At 37.8% G+C, this 21,922-nt stretch carries 19 protein-coding genes; 8 read left to right on the forward strand and 11 right to left on the reverse strand.

Going from position 1 to position 21,922, the window contains the following annotated elements:
• Nucleotides 1-37 precede the first annotated feature (37 nt).
• Nucleotides 38-592: an NAD(P)H nitroreductase gene (locus DV356_RS04260; RefSeq protein ID WP_118806559.1), complete on the reverse strand. Its 555-nt coding sequence runs from the start codon at nucleotides 590-592 to the stop codon at nucleotides 38-40.
• A 98-nt stretch (nucleotides 593-690) separates the two neighbouring features.
• Between DV356_RS04260 and sppA the strand changes: the two genes are divergently transcribed.
• Nucleotides 691-2,538 (forward strand): signal peptide peptidase SppA, encoded by a 1,848-nt coding sequence (gene sppA / locus DV356_RS04265; protein WP_118806560.1) that lies wholly within the window; start codon nucleotides 691-693, stop codon nucleotides 2,536-2,538.
• A gap of 37 nt (nucleotides 2,539-2,575) precedes the next feature.
• Here the strand turns inward: sppA and licD are convergent, their stop codons facing one another.
• The 5 genes from licD to mnmC form a co-directional block, all read right to left on the reverse strand.
• Nucleotides 2,576-3,373 (reverse strand): lipopolysaccharide cholinephosphotransferase LicD, encoded by a 798-nt coding sequence (gene licD / locus DV356_RS04270; protein WP_118806561.1) that lies wholly within the window; start codon nucleotides 3,371-3,373, stop codon nucleotides 2,576-2,578.
• Nucleotides 3,373-4,074 (reverse strand): NTP transferase domain-containing protein, encoded by a 702-nt coding sequence (locus DV356_RS04275; RefSeq protein WP_118806562.1) that lies wholly within the window; start codon nucleotides 4,072-4,074, stop codon nucleotides 3,373-3,375. The genes licD and DV356_RS04275 overlap by 1 nt, the downstream gene beginning before the upstream one ends.
• Nucleotides 4,071-4,949 carry a choline transport protein LicB gene (licB, locus tag DV356_RS04280; RefSeq protein WP_118806563.1) on the reverse strand — a complete coding sequence of 293 codons (879 nt, stop codon included), beginning with the start codon at nucleotides 4,947-4,949 and terminating at the stop codon, nucleotides 4,071-4,073. The genes DV356_RS04275 and licB overlap by 4 nt, the downstream gene beginning before the upstream one ends.
• A complete protein-coding gene (licA, locus tag DV356_RS04285; protein ID WP_118806564.1) occupies nucleotides 4,949-5,884 on the reverse strand; it encodes a phosphorylcholine kinase LicA in 936 nt (311 codons plus the stop codon). The genes licB and licA overlap by 1 nt, the downstream gene beginning before the upstream one ends.
• An 87-nt stretch (nucleotides 5,885-5,971) precedes the next feature.
• Nucleotides 5,972-7,984 carry a bifunctional tRNA (5-methylaminomethyl-2-thiouridine)(34)-methyltransferase MnmC2/FAD-dependent 5-carboxymethylaminomethyl-2-thiouridine(34) oxidoreductase MnmC1 gene (mnmC, locus tag DV356_RS04290; protein ID WP_118806565.1) on the reverse strand — a complete coding sequence of 671 codons (2,013 nt, stop codon included), beginning with the start codon at nucleotides 7,982-7,984 and terminating at the stop codon, nucleotides 5,972-5,974.
• 148 nt (nucleotides 7,985-8,132) lie between these two features.
• Between mnmC and fabB the strand changes: the two genes are divergently transcribed.
• Nucleotides 8,133-9,353 (forward strand): beta-ketoacyl-ACP synthase I, encoded by a 1,221-nt coding sequence (fabB, locus tag DV356_RS04295; RefSeq protein WP_005655138.1) that lies wholly within the window; start codon nucleotides 8,133-8,135, stop codon nucleotides 9,351-9,353.
• Nucleotides 9,354-9,419: 66 nt separating this feature from the next.
• Here the strand turns inward: fabB and DV356_RS04300 are convergent, their stop codons facing one another.
• Complete coding sequence (locus tag DV356_RS04300) at nucleotides 9,420-9,683, reverse strand: GrxA family glutaredoxin (RefSeq protein WP_105894423.1); 264 nt, start codon at nucleotides 9,681-9,683, stop codon at nucleotides 9,420-9,422.
• A 114-nt stretch (nucleotides 9,684-9,797) separates the two neighbouring features.
• Between DV356_RS04300 and DV356_RS04305 the strand changes: the two genes are divergently transcribed.
• Entirely contained in the window at nucleotides 9,798-10,706 is a 909-nt protein-coding gene (locus tag DV356_RS04305) for a RimK family alpha-L-glutamate ligase (RefSeq protein ID WP_118806566.1), read from the forward strand.
• A 38-nt stretch (nucleotides 10,707-10,744) separates the two neighbouring features.
• On the opposite strand, the gene gltS is transcribed toward DV356_RS04305, so the two are convergent.
• The 4 genes from gltS to htrB form a co-directional block, all read right to left on the reverse strand.
• Nucleotides 10,745-11,959: a sodium/glutamate symporter gene (gene gltS / locus DV356_RS04310; RefSeq protein ID WP_112101819.1), complete on the reverse strand. Its 1,215-nt coding sequence runs from the start codon at nucleotides 11,957-11,959 to the stop codon at nucleotides 10,745-10,747.
• Between the two features lie 41 nt (nucleotides 11,960-12,000).
• Nucleotides 12,001-14,244 carry a DNA topoisomerase IV subunit A gene (gene parC / locus DV356_RS04315; RefSeq protein WP_118806567.1) on the reverse strand — a complete coding sequence of 748 codons (2,244 nt, stop codon included), beginning with the start codon at nucleotides 14,242-14,244 and terminating at the stop codon, nucleotides 12,001-12,003.
• A gap of 67 nt (nucleotides 14,245-14,311) precedes the next feature.
• Nucleotides 14,312-16,210, reverse strand: a complete 1,899-nt coding sequence (parE, locus tag DV356_RS04320; RefSeq protein WP_005692944.1) for a DNA topoisomerase IV subunit B — start codon at nucleotides 16,208-16,210, stop codon at nucleotides 14,312-14,314.
• A gap of 72 nt (nucleotides 16,211-16,282) precedes the next feature.
• Nucleotides 16,283-17,218: a lipid A biosynthesis lauroyl acyltransferase HtrB gene (gene htrB, locus DV356_RS04325; protein WP_118806568.1), complete on the reverse strand. Its 936-nt coding sequence runs from the start codon at nucleotides 17,216-17,218 to the stop codon at nucleotides 16,283-16,285.
• Between the two features lie 96 nt (nucleotides 17,219-17,314).
• Here htrB and hldE point away from each other — a divergent pair, with 96 nt between their 5' ends.
• The 5 genes from hldE (at nucleotide 17,315) to modD (ending at nucleotide 21,896) form a co-directional block, all read left to right on the forward strand.
• Nucleotides 17,315-18,745 (forward strand): bifunctional D-glycero-beta-D-manno-heptose-7-phosphate kinase/D-glycero-beta-D-manno-heptose 1-phosphate adenylyltransferase HldE, encoded by a 1,431-nt coding sequence (gene hldE, locus DV356_RS04330; RefSeq protein ID WP_005688478.1) that lies wholly within the window; start codon nucleotides 17,315-17,317, stop codon nucleotides 18,743-18,745.
• A gap of 185 nt (nucleotides 18,746-18,930) precedes the next feature.
• Nucleotides 18,931-19,668, forward strand: a complete 738-nt coding sequence (gene modA / locus DV356_RS04335; protein ID WP_118806569.1) for a molybdate ABC transporter substrate-binding protein — start codon at nucleotides 18,931-18,933, stop codon at nucleotides 19,666-19,668.
• Nucleotides 19,643-20,440 (forward strand): ABC transporter permease, encoded by a 798-nt coding sequence (locus DV356_RS04340; protein ID WP_032826922.1) that lies wholly within the window; start codon nucleotides 19,643-19,645, stop codon nucleotides 20,438-20,440. Before modA ends, DV356_RS04340 begins: the two co-directional genes overlap by 26 nt.
• 1 nt (nucleotide 20,441) lies before the next feature.
• Nucleotides 20,442-21,041 carry an ABC transporter ATP-binding protein gene (locus DV356_RS04345; RefSeq protein ID WP_005645090.1) on the forward strand — a complete coding sequence of 200 codons (600 nt, stop codon included), beginning with the start codon at nucleotides 20,442-20,444 and terminating at the stop codon, nucleotides 21,039-21,041.
• 9 nt (nucleotides 21,042-21,050) lie between these two features.
• On the forward strand, nucleotides 21,051-21,896 hold the full coding sequence (gene modD, locus DV356_RS04350; protein WP_118806570.1) for a ModD protein: 846 nt from the start codon (nucleotides 21,051-21,053) through the stop codon (nucleotides 21,894-21,896).
• Nucleotides 21,897-21,922: the final 26 nt, after the last annotated feature.

Consider the following 21,922-nt stretch of genomic DNA (forward strand, 5'->3'; position numbering starts at 1 on the left):
ATTTTGCTTTCCTCTAAGTCTTGAGGAAAGCAATATTTTATAGATAGGTTACAAAATCTTTTGTATCGATAATACGGCATTCACGTTCTGCTTTTTCTATGCTTGTGCCAATCATAACTAAGGCAATCACACGATCTTGTTCACGACATCCGAAAGCTTCTCGTAATGCACTGCCATTAACCCATTTCCCTGAAATCCACACGTTATCAAATCCTTGTGCTTGTGCAGCTAGTTGTATTCCGTAAGTTGCACAGCCCGCACTTAGCATTTGTTCCCAATCTGGCACTTTAACGATAGTTGGATCGATTTTTGATACCACACCAATAACCATTGGTGCGCGATGTGCTAGGTTTTCGGCTTTCATCAATTTTTCTTCCCCAAGATCAAATTCTACAACGGCAGCTTTAAGTAACGTTTCCAATTTATTTAAGCTCTCGTTTTCCATTACAATAAAATGATAAGGATGTAATTTTCCGTGATCTGGCACACGCATTGCTGCTTCGAAAATACGCTCAAGCTGTTCTGTATTAGGCGCAGGTGTGGTCAATTTTTTGTTTGATTTTCTTGTGGTTAAAAGTGTAAGTGCATCCATTTTATTATTCCCTATGAATAAAAGTGCGGTAGATTATAGCATAGTTTTTGGCAAGGCTTTGTGATACGCTAGGGCAAATTTTTTTAAAGGTAATTTGTATGTTTCGAGTATTAAAATTCTGTTGGAAAGCACTTTGTTTCATTCGTGATCTTGTGATGAATGTCGTGTTTTTAGGTTTTGTATTGCTGCTAGTGGCGATTATTAGCTTTTCAAGTGGCGGGAAAAAATCTACAACATTAACAGGGGAAGGGGCATTATTGCTCAATTTAGATGGTTATTTAGCGGACAACCGAGATGAAACACTTCGTTGGCAAGATGCGTTAAGCGAATTGAATGGCGAGCGTGTTCCTCGAAAAATCTCGACTTTTGACGTGGTATTTGCCATTCAACAAGCGGAAGATGATCCTAAAATTAAAGGATTAGTGCTTGATCTTAATTATTTTGAAGGGGCAGATTTGCCTGCATTAGATTTTATTGGTGGGGCTATCAGCCAGTTTAAAAATGCAGGAAAACCAGTAATTGCCTATGCGGATAATTATTCCCAAGGGCAATATTATTTAGCCAGCTTTGCTGATGAAATTTATCTAAATTCAATTGGAAGCGTGGATATTCACGGTTTATCGCAAGAGAATTTGTATTTCAAAGAAATGCTCGACAAATTAGCCGTTACACCACATATTTTCCGCGTAGGGACTTATAAATCAGCGGTAGAACCATTTTTACGCAACGATATGTCGGCTGAGGCAAAAGCAAATATGCAGCGTTGGTTAGGCGAAATGTGGAATAATTATGTTTTATCCGTCAGCGAAAATCGTAATATTAAGAAAGATAACGTTTTGCCGAATGCGAAACAATATTTATCGGATCTTAAAGCGTTAAAAGGCAATAGTACCGCTTATGCCCAACAACGTGGATTAGTAACCGACGTTGTAACTCGTTTGGATTTAGATAAAAAACTCACCGCACTTTTTGGCAAAGGAAGCGATGGAAAAGCGAACCTTATCGAATTTGATGATTATTTGACTCAACTGCCTGATCGCTTAGAACATTACAACGTACCGAATAAAATTGCGGTTGTGAATGTGGAGGGAGCGATTATCGATGGGGAAAGTGATGAAGAAAATGCAGGTGGCGACACCATTGCGCGAATTCTCCGTAAAGCTCAAGATGATAACTCAGTGAAAGCCGTTGTTTTACGAGTTAATTCACCAGGTGGTAGTGCTTTTGCTTCTGAAATTATTCGTCAAGAAACAGAAAATTTACAGAAAATCGGTAAGCCTGTCATCGTATCTATGGGCGCAATGGCAGCATCTGGCGGTTATTGGATTTCATCCACTGCAGATTATATTATTGCCGATGAAAACACTATTACAGGCTCTATCGGTATTTTCGCGATGTTCCCGACTTTTGAAAATAGCATAAAGAAAATCGGAGTGAGTTCAGATGGTGTTTCAACCACTGAATTAGCTAATACATCAGCGTTTTCTCCATTAGCAAAACCCGTACAAGATATTTATCAAACAGAAATTGAGCATGGTTATGACCGATTTTTAGAAATTGTCAGCAAAGGTCGCCAGCTTTCTAAAACACAAGTAGATAAACTTGCTCAAGGTCAGGTTTGGTTAGGCAGTGATGCATTCCAAAATGGTTTGGTAGATGAGATTGGTTCTTTTAATGAAGCAGTTAATAAAGCAGAGCAATTAGTAAATCAACGCCAAGATACTGCCGTACAAGATTTTAGCGTGGAATGGTTCACTGATGATAATGTGAGTTTAATTAGCACCTTATTGCGCGATACTAAAAAAGGTGCGCAAGAACAGTTAGCTAAATGGCTTGGTCTGCCAGCTCCAATTCAAAAATTACAAAAAGAATTGAATGTATTAACTAAATTTAATGATCCTAAAGGTCAATATTTGTATTGCTTGAATTGTGGAAAGGTTCAGTAATAATTGAACAAGGGCAGAATTAAATCTGCCCTTTCGCTTACAAAATATACGCTTCTTGAATATGATGTGGCTTTTGGTCTTCTTCAGGGGGAAGTTGCATATAGTCGCCGTAATATTGCGTTAAGTGTTCGTGATATCCATTCATTACTTGAAATTGTCGTCCTTCAAATTCTTTATAAACAATGTGATTAAAATATTCTTTCGGCATATAAGATTTTTGCCAACCACCGTAGTCAGATAATACAAGACCAATATAATCGCATTGTTTTATCGGATATTTTATTTGGAATTGTGCTAAATTTTTTTGCATTTTGGAAAATAAAAAGTGGCTTAATTTACCAAGTATCGTTCTTTGCAAAGTATTTTCTTTTGATCTTAACCATCTTTTCTTACAAGAATAAAATCGAAGTTTAATTCTTCGATGCTTTTTCATCAGTGGGTAGATGATCTTTGGTTCATTCGGTACGCCATCATAGATAAATATATCCATAAACATTGGGCTTTTTCTTCCCTTAGCATCTGTTATTTGAGTGCGACAATCGAAAATTTTTGCCATTTCACCGGTATATTGAGCAAGTATATCTTCTGCCGTTTCCATATTGTAGTATTCGTGAGTTTCTTGAAACCAAACATCAACAAATTTTTGATATTCATCGCGGTGCATATATACATCAATATCGTCGTCCCAAGGGATAAAGCCTTTGTGGCGTATAGCACCGATTAATGTTCCACCACCAAGAGAATAGTGAATTTGGTATTTCTCACATAGAGCGTGGAAATAATCTAAGATATCGAGACAAACGAGTTGTTGTTCTCTGAGAGTCAATTTTTTCATTATTTTTCCTTGTTTGGTGTCAATTTTTGTAAAATATGCTGATAATCATCAAGGTTATCCATCTCAAATATATCATCACGGTTAAGTTGCTCTGTATGAACATTTAATTTATCTATATATTCCATCGGAATGGTATCCCAATAAAGTTTTGGATTTTTTAACCGCACTTCACTTGTGTATTCTTTGAGCAAAGTTAGAATGATATTGCAATCCCGAGTTGTCCAATAAGATACCCCTGACAAGCTAGGCTGGTTTAATGATCCAATCTCAATACGCATTACTTGCCCATTACTATTTAAAATCGGTAGCCATTCATTATGAGTGTCCGAACGAATAACTGTGAAATATTTGCTGTGTGATGGTTTCGTTAGAAAAATATTACGATTAAGCACTACATCCGCATCAATAACATAACAATCATTAAAGAAGTCTTGTGCCAGAGAAAAGGAATAAATGCTGTTATATTCGTGATATTTTTCGTTGTAAATCAAGGTGCAGTCATATTTTTTCTTTAGATACTCGAATTGTTCGTGCAAATGCCCAGTAATAATGACAATTTTATCAATATTCGCTTGCTGTAAAAACGCCAGTGTTCGTTCCAAGTTAGGTGTGCCGTGAATATCTAACAATGATTTATGTGTGCTTTGTGTGATGTCTTTAAATCGGCTGCCTAATCCTGCTGCTAAAATGATTGCATTCATTTTTGTTCCCCTTTGTAATAAAGTGTAACGATCACTCCTGCACTTAATAATAAGGTAAGCAGTAAGGTAATGGGCTTAATTGGCTGTTGATAGATAAGATAACCAAGTTCAATTGCCCATACAGAATATGTGATATTTAATGCCATTGCTTTGATTGGTTTTAACAGATAAATCGCTTGGTAATAGCAGCAGTAAGATAATGCCCCAAAGATTATTACACCAGCAATTTGTACATAATTAAAACTAAGTATATCTAGTGAGAAATTTTTCAAGGAAAGAATAAATAGAATCAATAAATAACCAATAGTTGAACCACATAGTCTTAAAAAATACACCTGAAGTCCAGAGAGAGAACGCATTGTATAGGAGGATATCACTATTTCAGATGACCACCCTAATATACAAATTATTAAAAAAATAAAACCGATAGTATTAAAGGTTATTTCTTGTCCTACTTCAATAGCAAGCAACGAAGAAGAAATAATAGCCAAGGCGAATCCGAATTGGGCTGTTTTGGTAATTTTTTCTTTTAGAATCCAATAAGACATTAACGCAGCGAAAACAGGAAAGAGAGATGAAAGCGGTGCAGCATAATAGATTGTTAAATAATGAATGCTTAATAAATAGGCAGACATTCCCATTGGTCCGCCTAATATGCCAGATAACGCAGGTTGCCAAAAAACGCCTTGAAAATCTACCGCACTTTTTCGCCATAATGTGATGCCGATAACTAATAACGAGCAAAAATCAATTAAAAAAAGTAATGAAATTACTTTCCCTAACGCAGTATATTCACTTAATGGCAATTCATTATACAACAGTCCAGATAATGCCCAAAATACAGCGGACAGTATGCCAAAGAGATAGCCACGCATTATGGCAATTCCTCTAACAGTTTAAATGCTGCGTCTAAGCGTTTTAACGCATAATCGCCAAAATTCTCGCCGTGTTCTTCTTTGACTTTTGTCCATAAAAACCACAATACATTTTGGCAAAAACGATGGATTTTTAACCGTTTGTGAGCGATTTGAAATTCTGTCTTGTGATATTTATTTGTCTGATTGCAATAGGTTTCTAATAGAAAATCAGCAGCTTCTTTTGATAAATGAGCTTCCTCAATGATAGTAGCTATATCAAATAGCGGATCATTTAAGCCCGAATATTCCCAATCGATAAAAAATAGCCGATCATCTTGTAATAACATATTTTCAGGGACTAAATCATTGTGGCACGGACGTAAAATTATCTCTTTATTGATTTCTTCAAATTGCCAAAATACAGCTGAAAGTTTATCCATTCTCGAATCAGCTTGATAAAAAGCGGATTTGTTTTCTAGCAATGAAAAATATTGGCGAAACTCATCGAATACGCTAAATACATTACGAAAAACAAATTCACTATTGTGTAAACGATATAAATTATTCACAACTTGAGACAAACAACTTTGTTCGTTTAATTGTATCTGGCTTAAAGTATTACTATTTTCTAAATAACGAGTCAGTTTTACGCCACTTTTGGCATCTAATACGGGAGTTTCTACATTCAAGCCAGCACGATATGCCTGAGCATTATTGAATGCCTCATATTCTCGATTTATAAGTGATAAATTTACGGCATTAGGGATCCGTAATACAAACTTAACTCCAGAAATATTAAGTAGAACATTTTGATTAGTCATTCCTCCAATGGAGGAAAAAGGAATGGAATGCTGATGAAGAAAATGAAATACTTCCTCAGGCTTGTAGCAAGTTTTAACAAATCCTACAATTTGATTGATTGATTGATTGATTGATTGATTGATTGATTGCATAGCATTTTTGTATTCATTTTTATATTTAAATTTTGTTTGATTTTAACACGTTAAAGTTATTTTTGTAAGGCTCTGAATCTTATGAATTTATTCAACTTTTGAACCTTTCAACCACTTTTTTACCCAAGCTCGGTTAGCTGAAAGATTATGTAATATGGCTTCGCTTATTGGTAATGGCTCGCCATAAATGATTGAAGCTAAGGTTTCGCCTAATAGTGGAGCAGAGGTAAGCCCACGAGAACCTAAGGCTGCGATTAAGAAAAGATTCTGAAAATTGGCTGCACTTTGAATAGGTTGTTTACGACGGCGGAGGTTAAATAGATTGTAATAACCCGCTTGTTGCTGTTCAAAATGAGGCACGTTTCCCACCATTGGGGCAAGATCTCTTACAGAGCAGCGGATGCCTACACGAGCGAGATTACCTGATGTATCCACATCTTGAGTCCAAGGTTGGGCGATATTTTGTTGGAGTTTTTGTTGGTTTTCTTGTTGTTCTTGTTCGCTAAAATGGCGATCAACATTATCACGAACATGGCTTGCACCGATGCAATGTGAGGTTTTTAATTGATTGGCTGGAGTAAGATAGCCATCATAACAAAGCACAGATTTCAGTTTGAGTAAGTTTTCTGATGTTGGAATTTGGCTGACTTGCCCGCGGATAGGGTAGAGCGGTAGCTTTTCTGTTTGAACAAAATCAGTAATTTTATATCCGTTCGCAAGAATGACGACTTCATGGCAGTATTTTTGACCTTGCATATTTTTTAGTTCCCAACCTTTTTCTTCTTGAGAAAGTGCGGTAATTTTTTGTGCGGTTTTAATGACGACACCCTGCTTTTCAAGAAATGAAAAGGCATTTTGAACAAATTGTCTTGGTGCAAGCCAAGCCCCTTGTTCAATCCAACCGCCTTCGCAATTAAGCGGTAATCCCACTTTTTCACTGAGTTGTTCAGCACTCAGCATTTGGAAGATTTCGTTCGGTAAACCAAGCTGAGAAATCTTTGTTAATTTAACCGCACTTTTTTCGTTGTAAGCACATAGTGCCACGCCACAAAATTCGTGTTCAAACACTATGTTTTGTTCGATTGCCCAATCAAGTAATTGGCGACCGTAACTGAAAGCGTGCAGGTAAAAATCAATGGTACGCGCATTATCATCGCTAAGTTGCGGATAAAATGCACCTTGTTTATTGCCTGAGGCATTAAGTGCGAGCGCGTCATCTTCACAATAAATGGTGACTTTTGCCCCACGTTTTATTAAAGAAATGGCAGCACAAAGAGAGGCAATACCACCGCCAATAATAGCGACATCTTGTTTTTCCATTTTCGCAGGCTGAGCAAGATACCAAGGTGTTGAAAGTGCGGTAGATTTTGATTGTATTTTTAACCCACTTAAACATTCTCGCTTTTTGCCGAAGCCTTTACGTTTTGTCACGTTAAAGCCTGCGGATTCAAGTCCTTTTCTGACTGCACTTGCTGCGGTGAAAGTGGCAAAAGAACCATTGGGTTTCGTGAAACGAAACATTAAGTTATAGAGATCATCATTCCACATTTCAGGATTTTTACTCGGCGCAAAGCCATCTAAAAACCAAGCATCAATACGTTCATTCATATAATCGCCAAGTTGTGGCAAGTTTTCTGATACATCACCAAGCCATAAATCTAAGGTTGTCTCTTCAAAATGAATACGATGACAACCTAGAATTAATGAAGGCCAATAACGTTGCAAATGAGCGCTTAAATCTTCAAACTGCGGATAGGCAAGATGTGCTTGCGAAAGTGCGGTGATTTTTAGCGGATATTTTTCAAAGGAAATAAAATTTAGGCGTTTTAAAGGATGATTCTCGTGTTGCTGGCGAAATTCACGGAACAATTTGGTTACCGCAAAGAAATTTAATCCTGTACCAAATCCTGTTTCAGCGATGACAAAATTAGCGTCTTTGTGTGTTATCCAACGTTCCCAAAGTTGATTACCTTGTAGAAAAACATAATCGGTTTCTGCCAATCCATTTTCGTTAGAAAAATAGACATCATCGAATTGATCTGAGACGGGAATATGGTTTTGGTTGAAGTGAATCTCAGCATGTTGGACGCTAAAGGTCATTTTTTATTCCTTTCTTGCCTAATGAAATTTGCGTATAATAACGCGATTTTCTGAACTGGTCGAACAAATGAATTATTGCTTGAAATATTTTTATTTCATAGTAATTTTGAGTCGTTATTTTTACATATAAAACAATAAGGAAGAAGCAATGAGAAGAACTGTAATTACAGGATTTGGGATTATTTCAAGTATCGGTAACAACAAAGAAGAAGTATTGGCTTCATTAAAAGCAGGGAAATCAGGTATTGAAGTTGTGCCTGAGTTTGTAGAAATGAATATGCGTAGCCATGTTGCCGGAACAATCAAATTAAACCCAAGCGAGCACATTGATCGTAAAGTGTTCCGTTTTATGGGTGATGCAGCGGCTTATGCTTATCTTTCTATGCGTGAAGCGATTGAAGATGCAGGCTTAACAGAAGATCAAGTTTCTAATGATCGTACTGGCTTAGTGATTGGCGCAGGTACGGGGTCTGCACATAATCAATTAGTGGCTTGTGATGCGGTTCGTGGCCCTCGCGGTGTAAAAGCGATTGGTCCTTACGCTGTAACGAAAACAATGGCATCAAGTGTTTCAGCTTGTTTAGCAACACCTTATAAAATTCGTGGTGTGAATTATTCTATGAGTTCTGCTTGTGCAACCTCTGCACATTGTATTGGTCATGCGGTTGAATTAATTCAATTAGGCAAACAAGATATCGTTTTTGCTGGTGGTGCAGAAGAGTTATCTTGGGAATGTGCTACTGAGTTTGATGCAATGGGTGCAGTTTCAACTAAATACAATGAAACGCCAGAAAAAGCATCTCGTGCTTATGACGCAAATCGTGACGGTTTCGTTATTGCAGGTGGTGGTGCTGTTGTGGTTGTGGAAGAATTAGAACATGCACTTGCTCGTGGTGCAAAAATTTACGCTGAAATTGTAGGTTATGGCGCAACTTCTGATGGTTACGATATGGTTGCACCAAGTGGTGAAGGTGCAGAGCGTTGTATGAAACAAGCAATGGCAACTGTCGATACCCCAATTGATTACATCAATGTACACGGTACATCTACACCAGTAGGTGACGTGAAAGAATTAGGTGCAATCAAAAATGTATTTGGTGACAAAATCCCAGCGATTTCTTCAACTAAATCAATGACTGGTCACTCTTTAGGTGCTGCGGGTGCACACGAAGCAATTTACACGTTATTAATGTTGGATAATGATTTTATTGCACCAAGTATTAATATCGAAACCTTAGATGAAGCCGCTGAAGGTTGCAACATCGTTACTGAGACGAAAGAAAATGCAGGATTACAAACTGTCATGTCAAACAGCTTTGGTTTTGGTGGTACAAATGCGACATTAATTTTTAAACGTTATAACGGTTAAAACTCTTCTATGAAAAAAGCCACTTTCGATTGAAAGTGGCTTTTTTGTATAAATTAAAAAGAAAAATTAAGCAACGATACCAAATTGTTCTTTCATTAATGCTTCAAAATCAGTGCAACCACCAATTGGTTTTTCATCAATAAAGATTTGTGGTACGGTTTCTACTGGTTTACCAACAGATTTTGATAAATCTTCTTTAGTAATGCCTTCTGCGTGAATATCCACATAACGATAGTCAAAATCAGCAACTTTGCCTTTTAATTTTTCAGCAAGGTTTTTTGCTCGTACACAGTAAGGGCAGCCAGGACGACCAAAAATAACAACGAACATAAGATTTCCTTTTTTGAGTTAAAATTCTAGGTAATTCTACTGATTTTTATCATCTACATAAAGCGTTTTTATTCGTGTAATATACGGAACATCGTAGACAATGAGTTAAATATTATGAAATTACTAATGCTTTGCCGAGAACCTCGTCTTTATAGTTGCCAACGCTTAAAAGAAGCGGCTAAACATCAAGGGCATGAGATGGATATTTTAGATCCGAATCACTGTTTCTTAAAACTCTCGCAAAATCCACCGCACTTTCAGATTTTTTATCAAGAAAATTCAGAGTCGAAACCTTATTTATTGCCTGATTATGATGCTATTTTGCCTCGATTTGGCACAACAAGTACACAAATGGGATGCTCAGTCTTACAGCATTTTGAAGGCAAGGGGACTTTTTGTTTAAATTCATCTCAGGCATTTTTAAATGCACGTGATAAGTGGAAAAGTTTGCAACTTTTGCTGAAGGCTGGTGTTCCTGTTCCCAATTCACTTTTAGGTGGCAGTGAAGTGCAAGCTCAGGCGACGACACCTCATATCAGTTCGCCGACAATTTTAAAAACGCTAAATGGTTCACAAGGAATTGGGGTAATTTTAGCTGAAAAACCACAAAGTGCGGTGAGCATTATGGAAGCTTTTAAGCAAACCAATATATCTATGCTGCAGCAAGATTTTATCGAAGAAGCGGGCAATGCGGATATTCGTTGTTTTGTGATGGGTGATCAAGTGATAGCAACGATGCAGAGAATTGGGCAAAATGGTGAGTTTCGGGCGAATTGCCATCGTGGCGGAAAAACCGAAAAAATTACCCTAAGCGATGAAGAAAATCAGATAGCCATTCAAGCAACAAAAGCTATCGGTTTAGATGTAGCTGGCGTGGATTTAATTCGTTCAAAAAATGGATTATTGGTTTTAGAAGTGAATGCAAGCCCTGGCTTAGAAATGATTGAAAAAACAAGTGGGATTGATATTGCAGCTGAAATAATTGATTATATTGAAATAAATGCCTTTATCAATTCAAGATAAAGGCATTTCTCTAAAACATTGTCAATTTCAACCGCACTTTACGCGAGCATATTTACAACTGCAAATGAAACTTTTAATAGCGCAGCGTTGATTAAGTCGATAAAGAATGCTCCGACCATTGGAACGATTAAAAATGCTTTGTGCGATGGCCCAAAACGGCTGGTAATAGTTTGCATATTTGCGATTGCTGTTGGGGTTGCGCCTAAACCAAAACCACAGTGTCCAGCACTTAATACGACGGCATCGTAATCTTTACCCATTGCTCGATAAGTAATGAAAATTGCAAAGGCAGCCATAAATGCTACTTGAATAGCCAGAACAATTAATACGTCAATTGCTAAACCTGCAAGTTCCCAAAGTCTTAATGACATTAAAGCAATTGCTAAAAAGATGGATAAGCCTACGCTACCCAATACGTCAATAGCGGATTCTGCTACTTGGAAACGGAAAATGTTGGTTAAAATATTGCGGACAATAACACCAGTGAATAAACACCATACGAAAGTTGGTAATTGGAGTGCAGTACCTTTTGTTTGTACATCTAAATATTGACCAATTAATAAACATACTGAAATCATTGCAATTGTTTCAATTAATGAACGTGCAGTAATTTTACGTTTATAAGTTGGGTGTTCAAATGCTTCTTGAATGTCATCAACTTCATCATTTTCAGGATTTTCGCCTTGTTTTTGGCGATTTAATAAGAAACGAGCGACAGGACCACCGATGATACCACCGAATACTAAACCGAAAGTTGCACAGGCAATGGCAATTTCAGTTGCACCTTGTAGATTAAATTGATGTGCAAATGTATCCGCCCAAGCAGCTCCAGTGCCGTGACCACCTGTTAAGGTTACTGAACCTGCAAGTAAGCCATAAGCTGGATGGATTCCTAATGCCATTGAACTTGCAATGCCAATAACGTTTTGTCCGAAGATTAATAATGCAGCAATGAATAGAAATACAACGAGTGGCTTTCCGCCTTTAATTAGACGGGAAAAGTTGGCACTTAAACCGATAGAAGTAAAAAACACTAACATCATTGTGGTTTGTAGATTTTTATCGAAGTTAAAGGATGTTCCATCAATTTTGTGCCAAATTAAAAGACCAATGGCAACAATAAAGCCACCAACAACTGGCTCTGGAATGTTAAATGTTTTTAATACATTAATGCGTTTAACCAAAAAATAGCCCAATAGCAAAACTAAGCTTGCTAATGCAAGGGTTTCATACGTGCTAAAAGTATAGCTCATAAATTGGATCTCCCTATGTTATGTTTAAGTGATGTGTTGTGTTACGGCTCGACTACCATAATTTCAAGATTGGTATGTAATCCACGTGGTAATGTCGAACCTTTTCTGCCTCGTTCTGCACGGAACTTTTGCAGATCTTCTGGTTTTAATACAATTTTTCGTTTTCCAGAATGAAATTCAAGACTTGCTTGATCTGAAATAAGCAATAATTTTGTCAATAGTTCGCTACGATCTTTTGCATTCGCTGCGGGAATAGTGATCATTTTATTGCCTTTACCTTTTGATAATACCGGTAAATCTTGTGCTGGAAAAATCAACATTCTGCCTGCTGATGTGATTGCGACAACAAGTGCGGTAGAATTTATCAATGTTTTAGGCTTCAACACTTTGGCATTTTCTGGTAAAGAAATCAAGGCTTTTCCAGTCTTGTTACGTGCAATTAAATCTTCAAATTTACAAATAAAACCATATCCCGCATCAGAAGCCATCAATAATTCTTGCTGTTCGCTGGCCATTACAACATATTCAATGGTCGCACCAGTGGGTAAATTGAGTTTACCTGTAAGTGGTTCGCCTTGGGAGCGAGCGGAAGGCAATGAAAGCGGATCGAGTGCATAACTCCGCCCCGTGCTATCAATGAATACAACGGCTTGATTACTTTTGCCACAAGCGTGAGCTAGATAGCTATCGCCAGCTTTGTAGCTTAATGATTTAGGATCAATATCGTGTCCTTTTGCACAACGTACCCAGCCCATTTCTGATAAGATGACAGTAACTGGTTCTGCTGGCGTCATATCACTTTCAGAGATCATTTTGGCTTCTTCACGTTCGACCAGTTGAGACATACGTGGACTGGCATATTTTTTCGCATCTTCTTGAATTTCTTTTTTGATAAGCGTATTCAAACGGCGTTCTGATCCTAAAATTGCTTCTAAATTTAACCGCTCTTTTTCAAGTTCATCTTGTTCAGCTTTGAGTTGGTTTTCTTCTAATTTCGCTAAATGACGTAAGCGTAAATTTAAAATGGCATCGGCTTGTTCATCGCTTAAATTAAAGCGTGCCATAAGCTCTGCTTTTGGATCATCTTCGTGGCGTATAATTTCGATAACTTCATCAATATTTAAAAAGGCTATCATCAAGCCTTCTAAAATATGCAAGCGAGAGAGCACTTTATCTAGGCGATATTGAAAGCGACGAGTGACCGTTGTGCGACGGAAAGTGAGCCATTCATTTAAGATTTCTAATAAGCCTTTTACCGCTGGTTTATGATCAAGCCCGATCATATTCATATTTACACGGTAGCTTTTTTCAAGATCTGTGGTCGCGAATAAATGTGCCATTAAGGCATCAGTATCGACGCGATTTGAGCGAGGGACTAGCACAATGCGAATTGGGTTTTCGTGATCGGCTTCATCTCGAATATCTTCTAGCATTGGCAGTTTTTTTGCCGTCATTTGTTCGGCTATTTGTGCAATAACTTTTGAGGGAGAAGATTGATGTGGAAGCGCAGAAATAATGATCTCGCCGTCTTCTTTTTTCCAAGTTGCACGCATTTTTATTGAGCCACGACCTTGCTCATAAATTTTACGAATTTCTGATTTTGGCGAAATAATTTCCGCTTCTGTTGGAAAATCTGGGCCTTGAACAATTTCAAGTACATCATCTAATCCCGCTTTAGGATTATCTAACAACATTACTGCTGCATCAGCAATTTCGTTAATATTGTGTGGTGGAATATCTGTCGCCATCCCCACCGCAATACCTGTTGTGCCGTTCAATAAAATATGCGGTAAACGAGCAGGTAAATATTGTGGTTCAGCCAAGGTTCCATCAAAGTTTGGTTGATAATCTACTGTTCCTTGTCCGAGTTCACTTAGCAAGATTTCAGAGATTTTAGAGAGGCGTGATTCCGTATAACGCATGGCAGCGAAGGATTTTGGATCATCGGGTGCCCCCCAGTTACCTTGACCATCTACAAGCGGATAACGATAAGAGAAGGGTTGTGCCATTAACACCATAGCTTCATAACAAGCACTGTCGCCATGTGGATGGAATTTACCAAGTACATCACCGACGGTACGGGCAGATTTTTTGTATTTTGCCGTGGCATTTAAGCCAAGTTCAGACATCGCATATACAATACGGCGTTGAACGGGTTTTAAACCATCACCGATAAAAGGCAACGCACGATCCATGATGACATACATGGAATAGTTGAGATAAGCCTTTTCAGTGAAAGTACGTAGAGGCATTTGCTCAATGCCTTCATAATTAATATTTGTCATTTTGGTTTCTGTTAATTGAATATATTCTTAATTTATTGAAATTCGGATTTGCTGAGATTAATTTAGTTTAAACAGATAAATCAACCTGATCGCCTTTCGCTTGTAACCAATTTTTACGGTCTTCGGAACGTTTTTTCGCTAATAACATATCCATCAGTTCTAATGTATCTGAGCCTTGATCTTCCCCTAAATCATAAGTTAATTGAACGAGACGGCGCGTATTAGGATCCATTGTTGTTTCACGCAATTGCGACGGGTTCATTTCACCTAAACCTTTAAAGCGTTGAACATTCGGTTTGCCTTTTTTATTTTTCAACCGATCTAAAATCGCCTCTTTTTCACTTTCATCTAATGCGTAGAAGACTTCTTTATTTAAGTCAATGCGATAAAGTGGTGGCATTGCTACGTAAACGTGACCGTCTTGTACCAATTTCGGAAAATGACGTAAGAACAGGGCGCAGAGTAGGGTGGCAATATGCAGACCATCGGAGTCAGCATCCGCGAGAATACAGACTTTACCATAGCGAAGTTGTGATAAATCATTGCTATCAGGATCGATCCCTAGAGCCACGGCGATATCGTGAATTTCGGTTGAACCTAATACTTGATCAGGGGAAACTTCCCATGTGTTTAAAATTTTCCCACGTAACGGCAAAATCGCTTGATATTCGCGATCACGTGCTTGTTTTGCTGAGCCGCCAGCAGAGTCGCCCTCCACTAAAAATAATTCCGTTTTTTCTAAATCCTGTGAGCCACAATCAGCTAATTTTCCTGGTAATGCTGGGCCACTAACGAGTTTTTTTCGCACGACTTTTTTGGCGGCGCGTAATCGGCGTTGTGCAGAACTAATGGCAATTTCTGCTAATTTTTCAGCATCTTGTACGTTTTGGTTGAGCCATAGGCTGAACGCATCTTTTAAAACACCGCTGACAAACACCGCACTTTGGCGTGATGATAAGCGTTCCTTTGTTTGCCCTGCGAATTGTGCATCCTGCATTTTAAGGGAAAGAATGTAAGAACAGCGATCCCAAATATCATCGGCGGTAAGTTTTACCCCACGTGGTAATAGATTTCTAAATTCGCAAAATTCACGAATAGCATCTAATAAACCTTGACGTAGACCATTAACATGCGTTCCGCCTTGAATTGTTGGAATTAAGTTTACGTAGCTTTCGCCGATTAGTTCGCCACCTTCTGGCAACCAAAGTAATGCCCAGCTAACGGCTTCATTTGCTCCTTTAAATTCGCCAACAAATGGTTTTTCCGGAAGGGTTTCAAAGCCATTTACTGCTTCGATAAGGTAATCGGAAAGCCCATCTTCATATAACCAAATGTCTTGAGTATTGTTTACTTTATCAATGAATTTGATTTCAAGCCCTGAGCAGAGTACCGCTTTCGCTCTTAATAAATGGCGTAGGCGGCTAACGGAAAATTTCGCGCTGTCAAAATATTTTGGATTCGGTTTGAAGTGAACAGTTGTTCCAGTTGTGCGTCTGCCACAAGTCCCTATAACTTCCAATTCTTCTACTTTACTGCCGTTTTCAAAGGCAATTTTATACACTTCACCATTGCGTTTAACTTGAATATCCACGCGTTCAGAAAGCGCATTCACCACAGAAATCCCCACACCGTGTAAACCTCCCGCAAATTCATAATTTTTATTGGAGAATTTACCACCAGCATGCAGTTTAGTCAGGATCACTTCTACGCCAGAAACGCCTTCCGTAGGATGGATATCCACAGGCATACCGCGACCATTGTCTGTGACTTCAATGGATTGATCAGGGTGCAAAATTACTTCAATTTTTGTGGCAAAACCCGCAAGGGCTTCATCCACACTGTTATCAATAACTTCTTGTGCTAAATGATTAGGGCGAGTAGTATCAGTGTACATTCCCGGGCGAATTTGCACTGGTTCGAGATCTTTAAGAACGGTAATTTCTTGAGCTGAATAATTGGTTGTCATGGTGAGATTATTCGTTAATTTTTTAATTTGAGAAAATTCTATCAAAAAGTGCGGTGATATTCGACCGCACTTTTAATCGTATAAACTAGGCGTATTTTCATCTGGACGTGTTTTAAAACGGCGATGTAGCCACATGTATATTGTTATGTCCTTCATTATTTCCTTTTCAACGATTTGATTCATTCGCGCAGCAATCGCCGTTTCATCTTGTAAATCCGTAAAATCAACAGGCGCTGAAATACTCATGGTATAGCCTGAACCATCTTTATTGCGTAATGGCGCAAATGGAATCACTTTACTGTTTGGTGAGGATTTCAATAAATAATAACTACCAGTGGTTGTGCAAGCATCGGGCACTGCAAAAAAGGGTATAAAAACGGCATTTTTTCTGCCGTAATCGTGATCAGGCGCATACCAAATGGTTTCTTCGTGGCGTAAAGCTTTGATCATTCCGCGTAAATCTTTACGATCAAGCATATCTTTATTAGAGCGTAAACGACCTTGCGTTTGTAGCCAATCAAGCAAAGGATTATCATTTGGACGATAAACACCAATGCCAGGATGATGCAAACCAATGATGCGAGCGCCAAGTTCTAGCGTTAAGAAATGAACACCGACGAGAACAATTCCATCTTTTTGATTTTCTTTTAGATAATGTAAGCCTTCAACTTTCGACCATTTTTTGATACGTGAATCCGACCAAAACCAAGCCATGCCAGTTTCGATAATTGCCATGCCTACTGAACGAAGATTTTCTTGCAAAATCGCCTCACGTTCATTCTCTGGCATGTCTGGGAAACAAAGTTCAAGATTACGGCGTGCAATGGCTGCTCGACGTTTACCCACTTTTAAATGTGAAAATAGCCAACCGAAACCATGACCAATATGGCGCAAAATAGGATAGGGAAGACATAAAATACTTCGCCAAATTGCCACGCCTAACCAAAAAAGCCAGTATTTTGGGGCTAAAAAGTGCGGTTGAAATTGAGGGAGTTTTTCGTTTTTCATTGTTCTTTCCACGTAAGTTAGGGGCGTAGTTTATCGTAAATTTGAGTTGTGGTAAAATCGCCACAATTTTGGTTATTCAAATAGAGAGATTTTAAAATGGCTCAATATTCAGCAGAATTTAAGCAAGCAAAAGTACTTGTATTAGGCGACGTGATGCTTGATCGTTATTGGTTCGGCGCAACCAACCGTATTTCACCAGAAGCACCAGTGCCAGTGGTTCGTGTACAAGAAAATGAAGAACGCGCGGGCGGTGCTGCAAATGTAGCGATGAATATTGCGTCACTCAATGTACCCGTTCAGTTAATGGGATTGATTGGACAAGATGAAACTGGTTCTGCACTTTCCCATTTATTAGAAAAACAAAAAATCGATTGTAATTTTGTTGCATTAGAGACCCATCCAACCATTACTAAATTACGTATTTTATCTCGTCATCAACAGCTGCTCCGCCTTGATTTTGAAGAAGATTTCAATAATGTAGATTGCAAGGATTTATTAGCGAAGTTAGAAAGTGCGGTGAAAAATTACGGTGCTTTGATTCTTTCTGATTACGGCAAAGGCACGCTTAAAGATGTTCAGAAAATGATTCAAATTGCACGCAAAGCGAATGTGCCTGTGTTGATCGATCCAAAGGGAACTGATTTTGAACGTTATCGTGGGGCTACATTATTGACACCCAATATGTCTGAATTTGAAGCCGTTGTAGGTAAATGTAATACAGAAGAAGAGATTATTAAGAAGGGTTTAAAATTAATTTCTGATATTGAATTAACCGCACTTTTGGTGACGCGTTCTGAAAAAGGCATGACATTATTACGCCCAAATCAAGAGCCTTATCATTTGCCAACCGTTGCAAAAGAAGTGTTTGATGTGACGGGAGCCGGTGACACTGTCATTAGCGTATTAGCAACCGCATTAGCAGATGGACGTTCTTTCGAAGAATCTTGTTACCTAGCCAATGTTGCCGCAGGAATTGTGGTGGGGAAATTGGGGACTTCAACGGTTTCTACAGTTGAACTTGAAAATGCGATTCATGCTCGCCCTGAAACGGGATTTGGCATTATGAGTGAAGCAGAATTAAAAGATGCTGTCGCACAAGCTAAAGCACGCGGTGAAAAAATTGTGATGACTAATGGCTGTTTCGATATTTTGCATCCAGGGCATATTTCTTATTTAGAAAATGCACGTAAATTGGGCGATCGTTTAATTGTTGCGGTAAACAGCGACGATTCTGTTAAACGCTTAAAAGGCGAAAGTCGTCCAATTAATAATCTTGAAAACCGTATGGCGGTATTGGCTGGTTTGGCATCCGTGGACTGGTTGGTGCCTTTCACTGAAGATACACCACAACGTTTAATCGGCGAAATTCTACCAGATCTTTTGGTCAAAGGTGGAGATTACAAACCCGAAGAGATTGCAGGCAGTAAAGAAGTTTGGGCAAACGGTGGCGATGTTAAAGTGCTAAACTTTGAAAATGGTTGTTCAACAACAAACGTGATTGAAAAAATTAAATTATTGAAAGATTAAGTGAAAGGTTGGGGAGTCCCAACCTTTTTTGTTGTTTCAAAATTAAGTCAATTAGTGCCATGTCATGAAATTAGAAAAAAATCGATTAATTTATAAACTAAAGATTGAATAAATCTTTCGAATAATTCATTATACAATTTTATATATATCGATTTTCGCTGAAACTCATTTTATAAGGAGAGAAAATGAAAAAATTAGTTGCGGTAACTTCAATGATTTTAACTACATTTTCTGTACAAGCTGCAGACTTGTATTTATATGCTGGGGCGGGACTGAAGGAGCCTGTGGAAAAAATTATTCACCAATATGAACAAGAAACAGGAAATAAAGTAACTGTTGAATATGGTGGTTCTGGACAGATTCTAGCTCGTTATAACACGGTAAAAAGTGGTGATCTTTTTTTAGCGGGTTTAGAGGATTATGTCACAAAATTACAGAAAACTAATGATGTAAACAATATAGGGACCATAGTATTGCATGTTCCAGTTATGGCTATTCGTAAAGATAAAATTTCAGGGATTGATTCTTTTAAAGCATTAGCTGAAAGCTCATTACGTTTAGGTATTGGTGATAGTAAAGCAATGGCTCTTGGTAAAGGCGCTGAAAAAATGTTTGAGTTGTCAGGATATCAAAAGCAACTTAATGATAAAATTGTTGTGAAAGCTGCGACGGTAAAACAATTAATGCTATATTTATTAAATGGTGATGTAGATGCAGCTGTAGTAGGTCGTTCAGGTGCTTGGAAAGTTCGAGACAAGGTTGAATTATTACCAAGTCCAAAAGGCACACCAGAAGAAAAAGTTACTATTGGTCTACTTTCTTCTTCTAAATATCCAAAAGAAGCTCAACAGTTATTTGATTTCTTTAAATCTCCTCAAGGCGTGAAGTATTTTACTGATGAAGGTTTCTTACCGGCTAAATAATTGTCTAAGTTTAAAGTTAGCGCTGATCCCATTATTAATACTATTATTTGTTATTATGGGATCGGTGCTTTCTTTAATCGCAAAATTAGATTTTTATTTTTTTCAACAAATATTATTTAATTCCGAATTGCATTTTGCATTGCTAATGTCATTGGGAACGTCTCTTTTTTCTTTGATATTAGCATTATGTATTGCTATCCCATCTGCATGGCGAATGAGTCAAGTGCGGTTGCCTTTTCAATCATTTTTTGACACTTTGTTTGATTTACCAATGGTTTTGCCACCATTAGTCACAGGACTAAGTTTGCTTCTACTTTTTAGTTCACAAGGGATATTGGCTGAACTACTTCCTTTTATAAGTAAATGGATTTTTTCCCCTGTAGGGATCATTATTGCTCAGACTTATATTGCGAGTTCGATTTTATTGCGCAGCACTCGCGGTATTTTTTCTTCCTTTGAATCAGGTTATCGATTTGCATCTTATACTCTTGGGTTATCACCGTTTAAGACTTTAATAAAAATAGAGATTCCTATGTGTTGGAAGCCTTTGGTTTGTGCTTCAGTTTTAGCTTGGTCTCGCGCAATAGGGGAGTTCGGAGCCACATTAATGTTGGCAGGAGCAACGCGATTTAAAACCGAAACTTTACCTATGGCAGTCTATTTGAATATTTCAAGTGGTGATTTTGAAATCGCTATTGGCGCATCATTATGGCTTTTATTTATATCTACATGTTTGTTGCTAGTTTTACGGATGATTAATAGGGCTGTTTAGTATGTTAATAGTTCAGAATCTTCAAACTAATATTTTAAAATCTATTTCTTTTTCAATTGAAAAAAGTGAATGCCTTTCTGTTGTTGGTGAATCAGGTAGCGGAAAAACGACTTTATTAAATGCGATTGCTGGTTATATTGATTATTCTGGCTCTATTTTATGGAATAACCAAGTTCTAGAAAATAATCCTCCGTGGAAGAGAAATTTTCGTTATTTAAATCAACGACTTTATTTGTTTCCTCATAAAACGGTACGAGGAAATTTAATACTTGCTAATCCATCAGCATCTGATGCAGAACAACAGATATTATTATCTGAATTAAAAATAGATCATCTTATTAATCGCTATCCTCATCAGTTGTCCGGTGGAGAACAACAGCGTGTAGCTTTAGCAAGGGCACTAATTTATCGTCCTGATTTATTACTTTTAGATGAGCCTTTTTCTTCTTTAGATTGGTCTTCGCGTAAAGATATTTGGAAAGTGTTAAAAAATTTAATTCAAACAAATGAAATTACAACAATTTTAGTAACGCATGAGCCAAAAGAAGCCGAGTATTTTTCAGGTAAGCAGATTCAGTTATATCAGGGTCAATTAATTTAAGGAGTTACGATGATTTATTTTTCAGATAAAGAATTGGATGATTTATTGCTTGAGGACATTTATCGTGGTGATTTAACCACTCATGCCCTTGGTATTGAAAATATTCCGGCAAAAATTCTGTTTAAGCGTAAAAATGCAGGGGTTGTGGCGGGTGTTTCTGTTGCGGAAAAATTATTAAAAAAACTGGATATTCAACCGCACTTATATGTAAAAGAAGGGGAGTGGGTTGAATCAGGTGCTTTGTTGATCAGTGCGGAAGGAATGTCTGAACAATTACATCAAGCTTGGAAAGTGGTGCAATTGGTGCTTGAATGGTCATGTGGGGTTGCTCAATATACTGCAGAAATGATTGCCAATGCCAAATCGGTTAATCCAACTGCTGTTGTGGCTTGCACGCGTAAAAGTATTCCTAATACGCGTAAACTTGCGACGAATGCTGTATTAGCCGCTGGTGGGCATATTCATCGACAAGGCGTTAGCGAAACTCTTTTGGTTTTTACTAATCATCGAAACTTACTTTCTGATCCAAATGATTGGACGAAAATTGTGGATAGATTACGTCAAGAAGCACCTGAAAATAAAATTACTTTAGAAGCAGATAATTATGCTCAATTTGAGCAAATGTATATGGCTGAACCCGACATTATTCAACTTGATAAATGGTTATTGGAGGATGTGAAAAAGGCTTTAGATCTACTTCAATCAAAACAGAAAGATATTCTGCTTTCTGTCGCTGGAGGAGTAAATAAAAATAATGTATCAGATTACGCCAAATTGGGTATTCGTTTATTTATCACTTCTGCACCTTATTATGCACCGCCAGAAGATATAAAGGTGGTGATTGAAAAGATATGAGTACAGAGTTTATCATTATATAAATA

The organism is Haemophilus influenzae (genome assembly GCF_003494325.1).
In the GTDB taxonomy this organism is placed as follows: Bacteria; Pseudomonadota; Gammaproteobacteria; order Enterobacterales; family Pasteurellaceae; genus Haemophilus; species Haemophilus influenzae_I.

Coding starts and splice junctions, on each gene's coding strand:
- DV356_RS04260 (WP_118806559.1), bottom strand. CDS start 592: ATGGATGCACTTACACTTTTAACCACAAGAAAATCAAACAAAAAATTG.
- gltS (WP_112101819.1), bottom strand. CDS start 11,959: ATGAGCTATACTTTTAGCACGTATGAAACCCTTGCATTAGCAAGCTTA.
- licB (WP_118806563.1), bottom strand. CDS start 4,949: ATGCGTGGCTATCTCTTTGGCATACTGTCCGCTGTATTTTGGGCATTA.
- mnmC (WP_118806565.1), bottom strand. CDS start 7,984: ATGACCTTTAGCGTCCAACATGCTGAGATTCACTTCAACCAAAACCAT.
- DV356_RS04275 (WP_118806562.1), bottom strand. CDS start 4,074: ATGAATGCAATCATTTTAGCAGCAGGATTAGGCAGCCGATTTAAAGAC.
- parE (WP_005692944.1), bottom strand. CDS start 16,210: ATGACAACCAATTATTCAGCTCAAGAAATTACCGTTCTTAAAGATCTC.
- licD (WP_118806561.1), bottom strand. CDS start 3,373: ATGAAAAAATTGACTCTCAGAGAACAACAACTCGTTTGTCTCGATATC.
- hldE (WP_005688478.1), top strand. CDS start 17,315: ATGGCTCAATATTCAGCAGAATTTAAGCAAGCAAAAGTACTTGTATTA.
- licA (WP_118806564.1), bottom strand. CDS start 5,884: ATGCAATCAATCAATCAATCAATCAATCAATCAATCAATCAAATTGTA.
- sppA (WP_118806560.1), top strand. CDS start 691: ATGTTTCGAGTATTAAAATTCTGTTGGAAAGCACTTTGTTTCATTCGT.
- fabB (WP_005655138.1), top strand. CDS start 8,133: ATGAGAAGAACTGTAATTACAGGATTTGGGATTATTTCAAGTATCGGT.
- DV356_RS04305 (WP_118806566.1), top strand. CDS start 9,798: ATGAAATTACTAATGCTTTGCCGAGAACCTCGTCTTTATAGTTGCCAA.
- parC (WP_118806567.1), bottom strand. CDS start 14,244: ATGACAAATATTAATTATGAAGGCATTGAGCAAATGCCTCTACGTACT.
- DV356_RS04340 (WP_032826922.1), top strand. CDS start 19,643: ATGAAGGTTTCTTACCGGCTAAATAATTGTCTAAGTTTAAAGTTAGCG.
- modA (WP_118806569.1), top strand. CDS start 18,931: ATGAAAAAATTAGTTGCGGTAACTTCAATGATTTTAACTACATTTTCT.
- modD (WP_118806570.1), top strand. CDS start 21,051: ATGATTTATTTTTCAGATAAAGAATTGGATGATTTATTGCTTGAGGAC.
- DV356_RS04345 (WP_005645090.1), top strand. CDS start 20,442: ATGTTAATAGTTCAGAATCTTCAAACTAATATTTTAAAATCTATTTCT.
- htrB (WP_118806568.1), bottom strand. CDS start 17,218: ATGAAAAACGAAAAACTCCCTCAATTTCAACCGCACTTTTTAGCCCCA.
- DV356_RS04300 (WP_105894423.1), bottom strand. CDS start 9,683: ATGTTCGTTGTTATTTTTGGTCGTCCTGGCTGCCCTTACTGTGTACGA.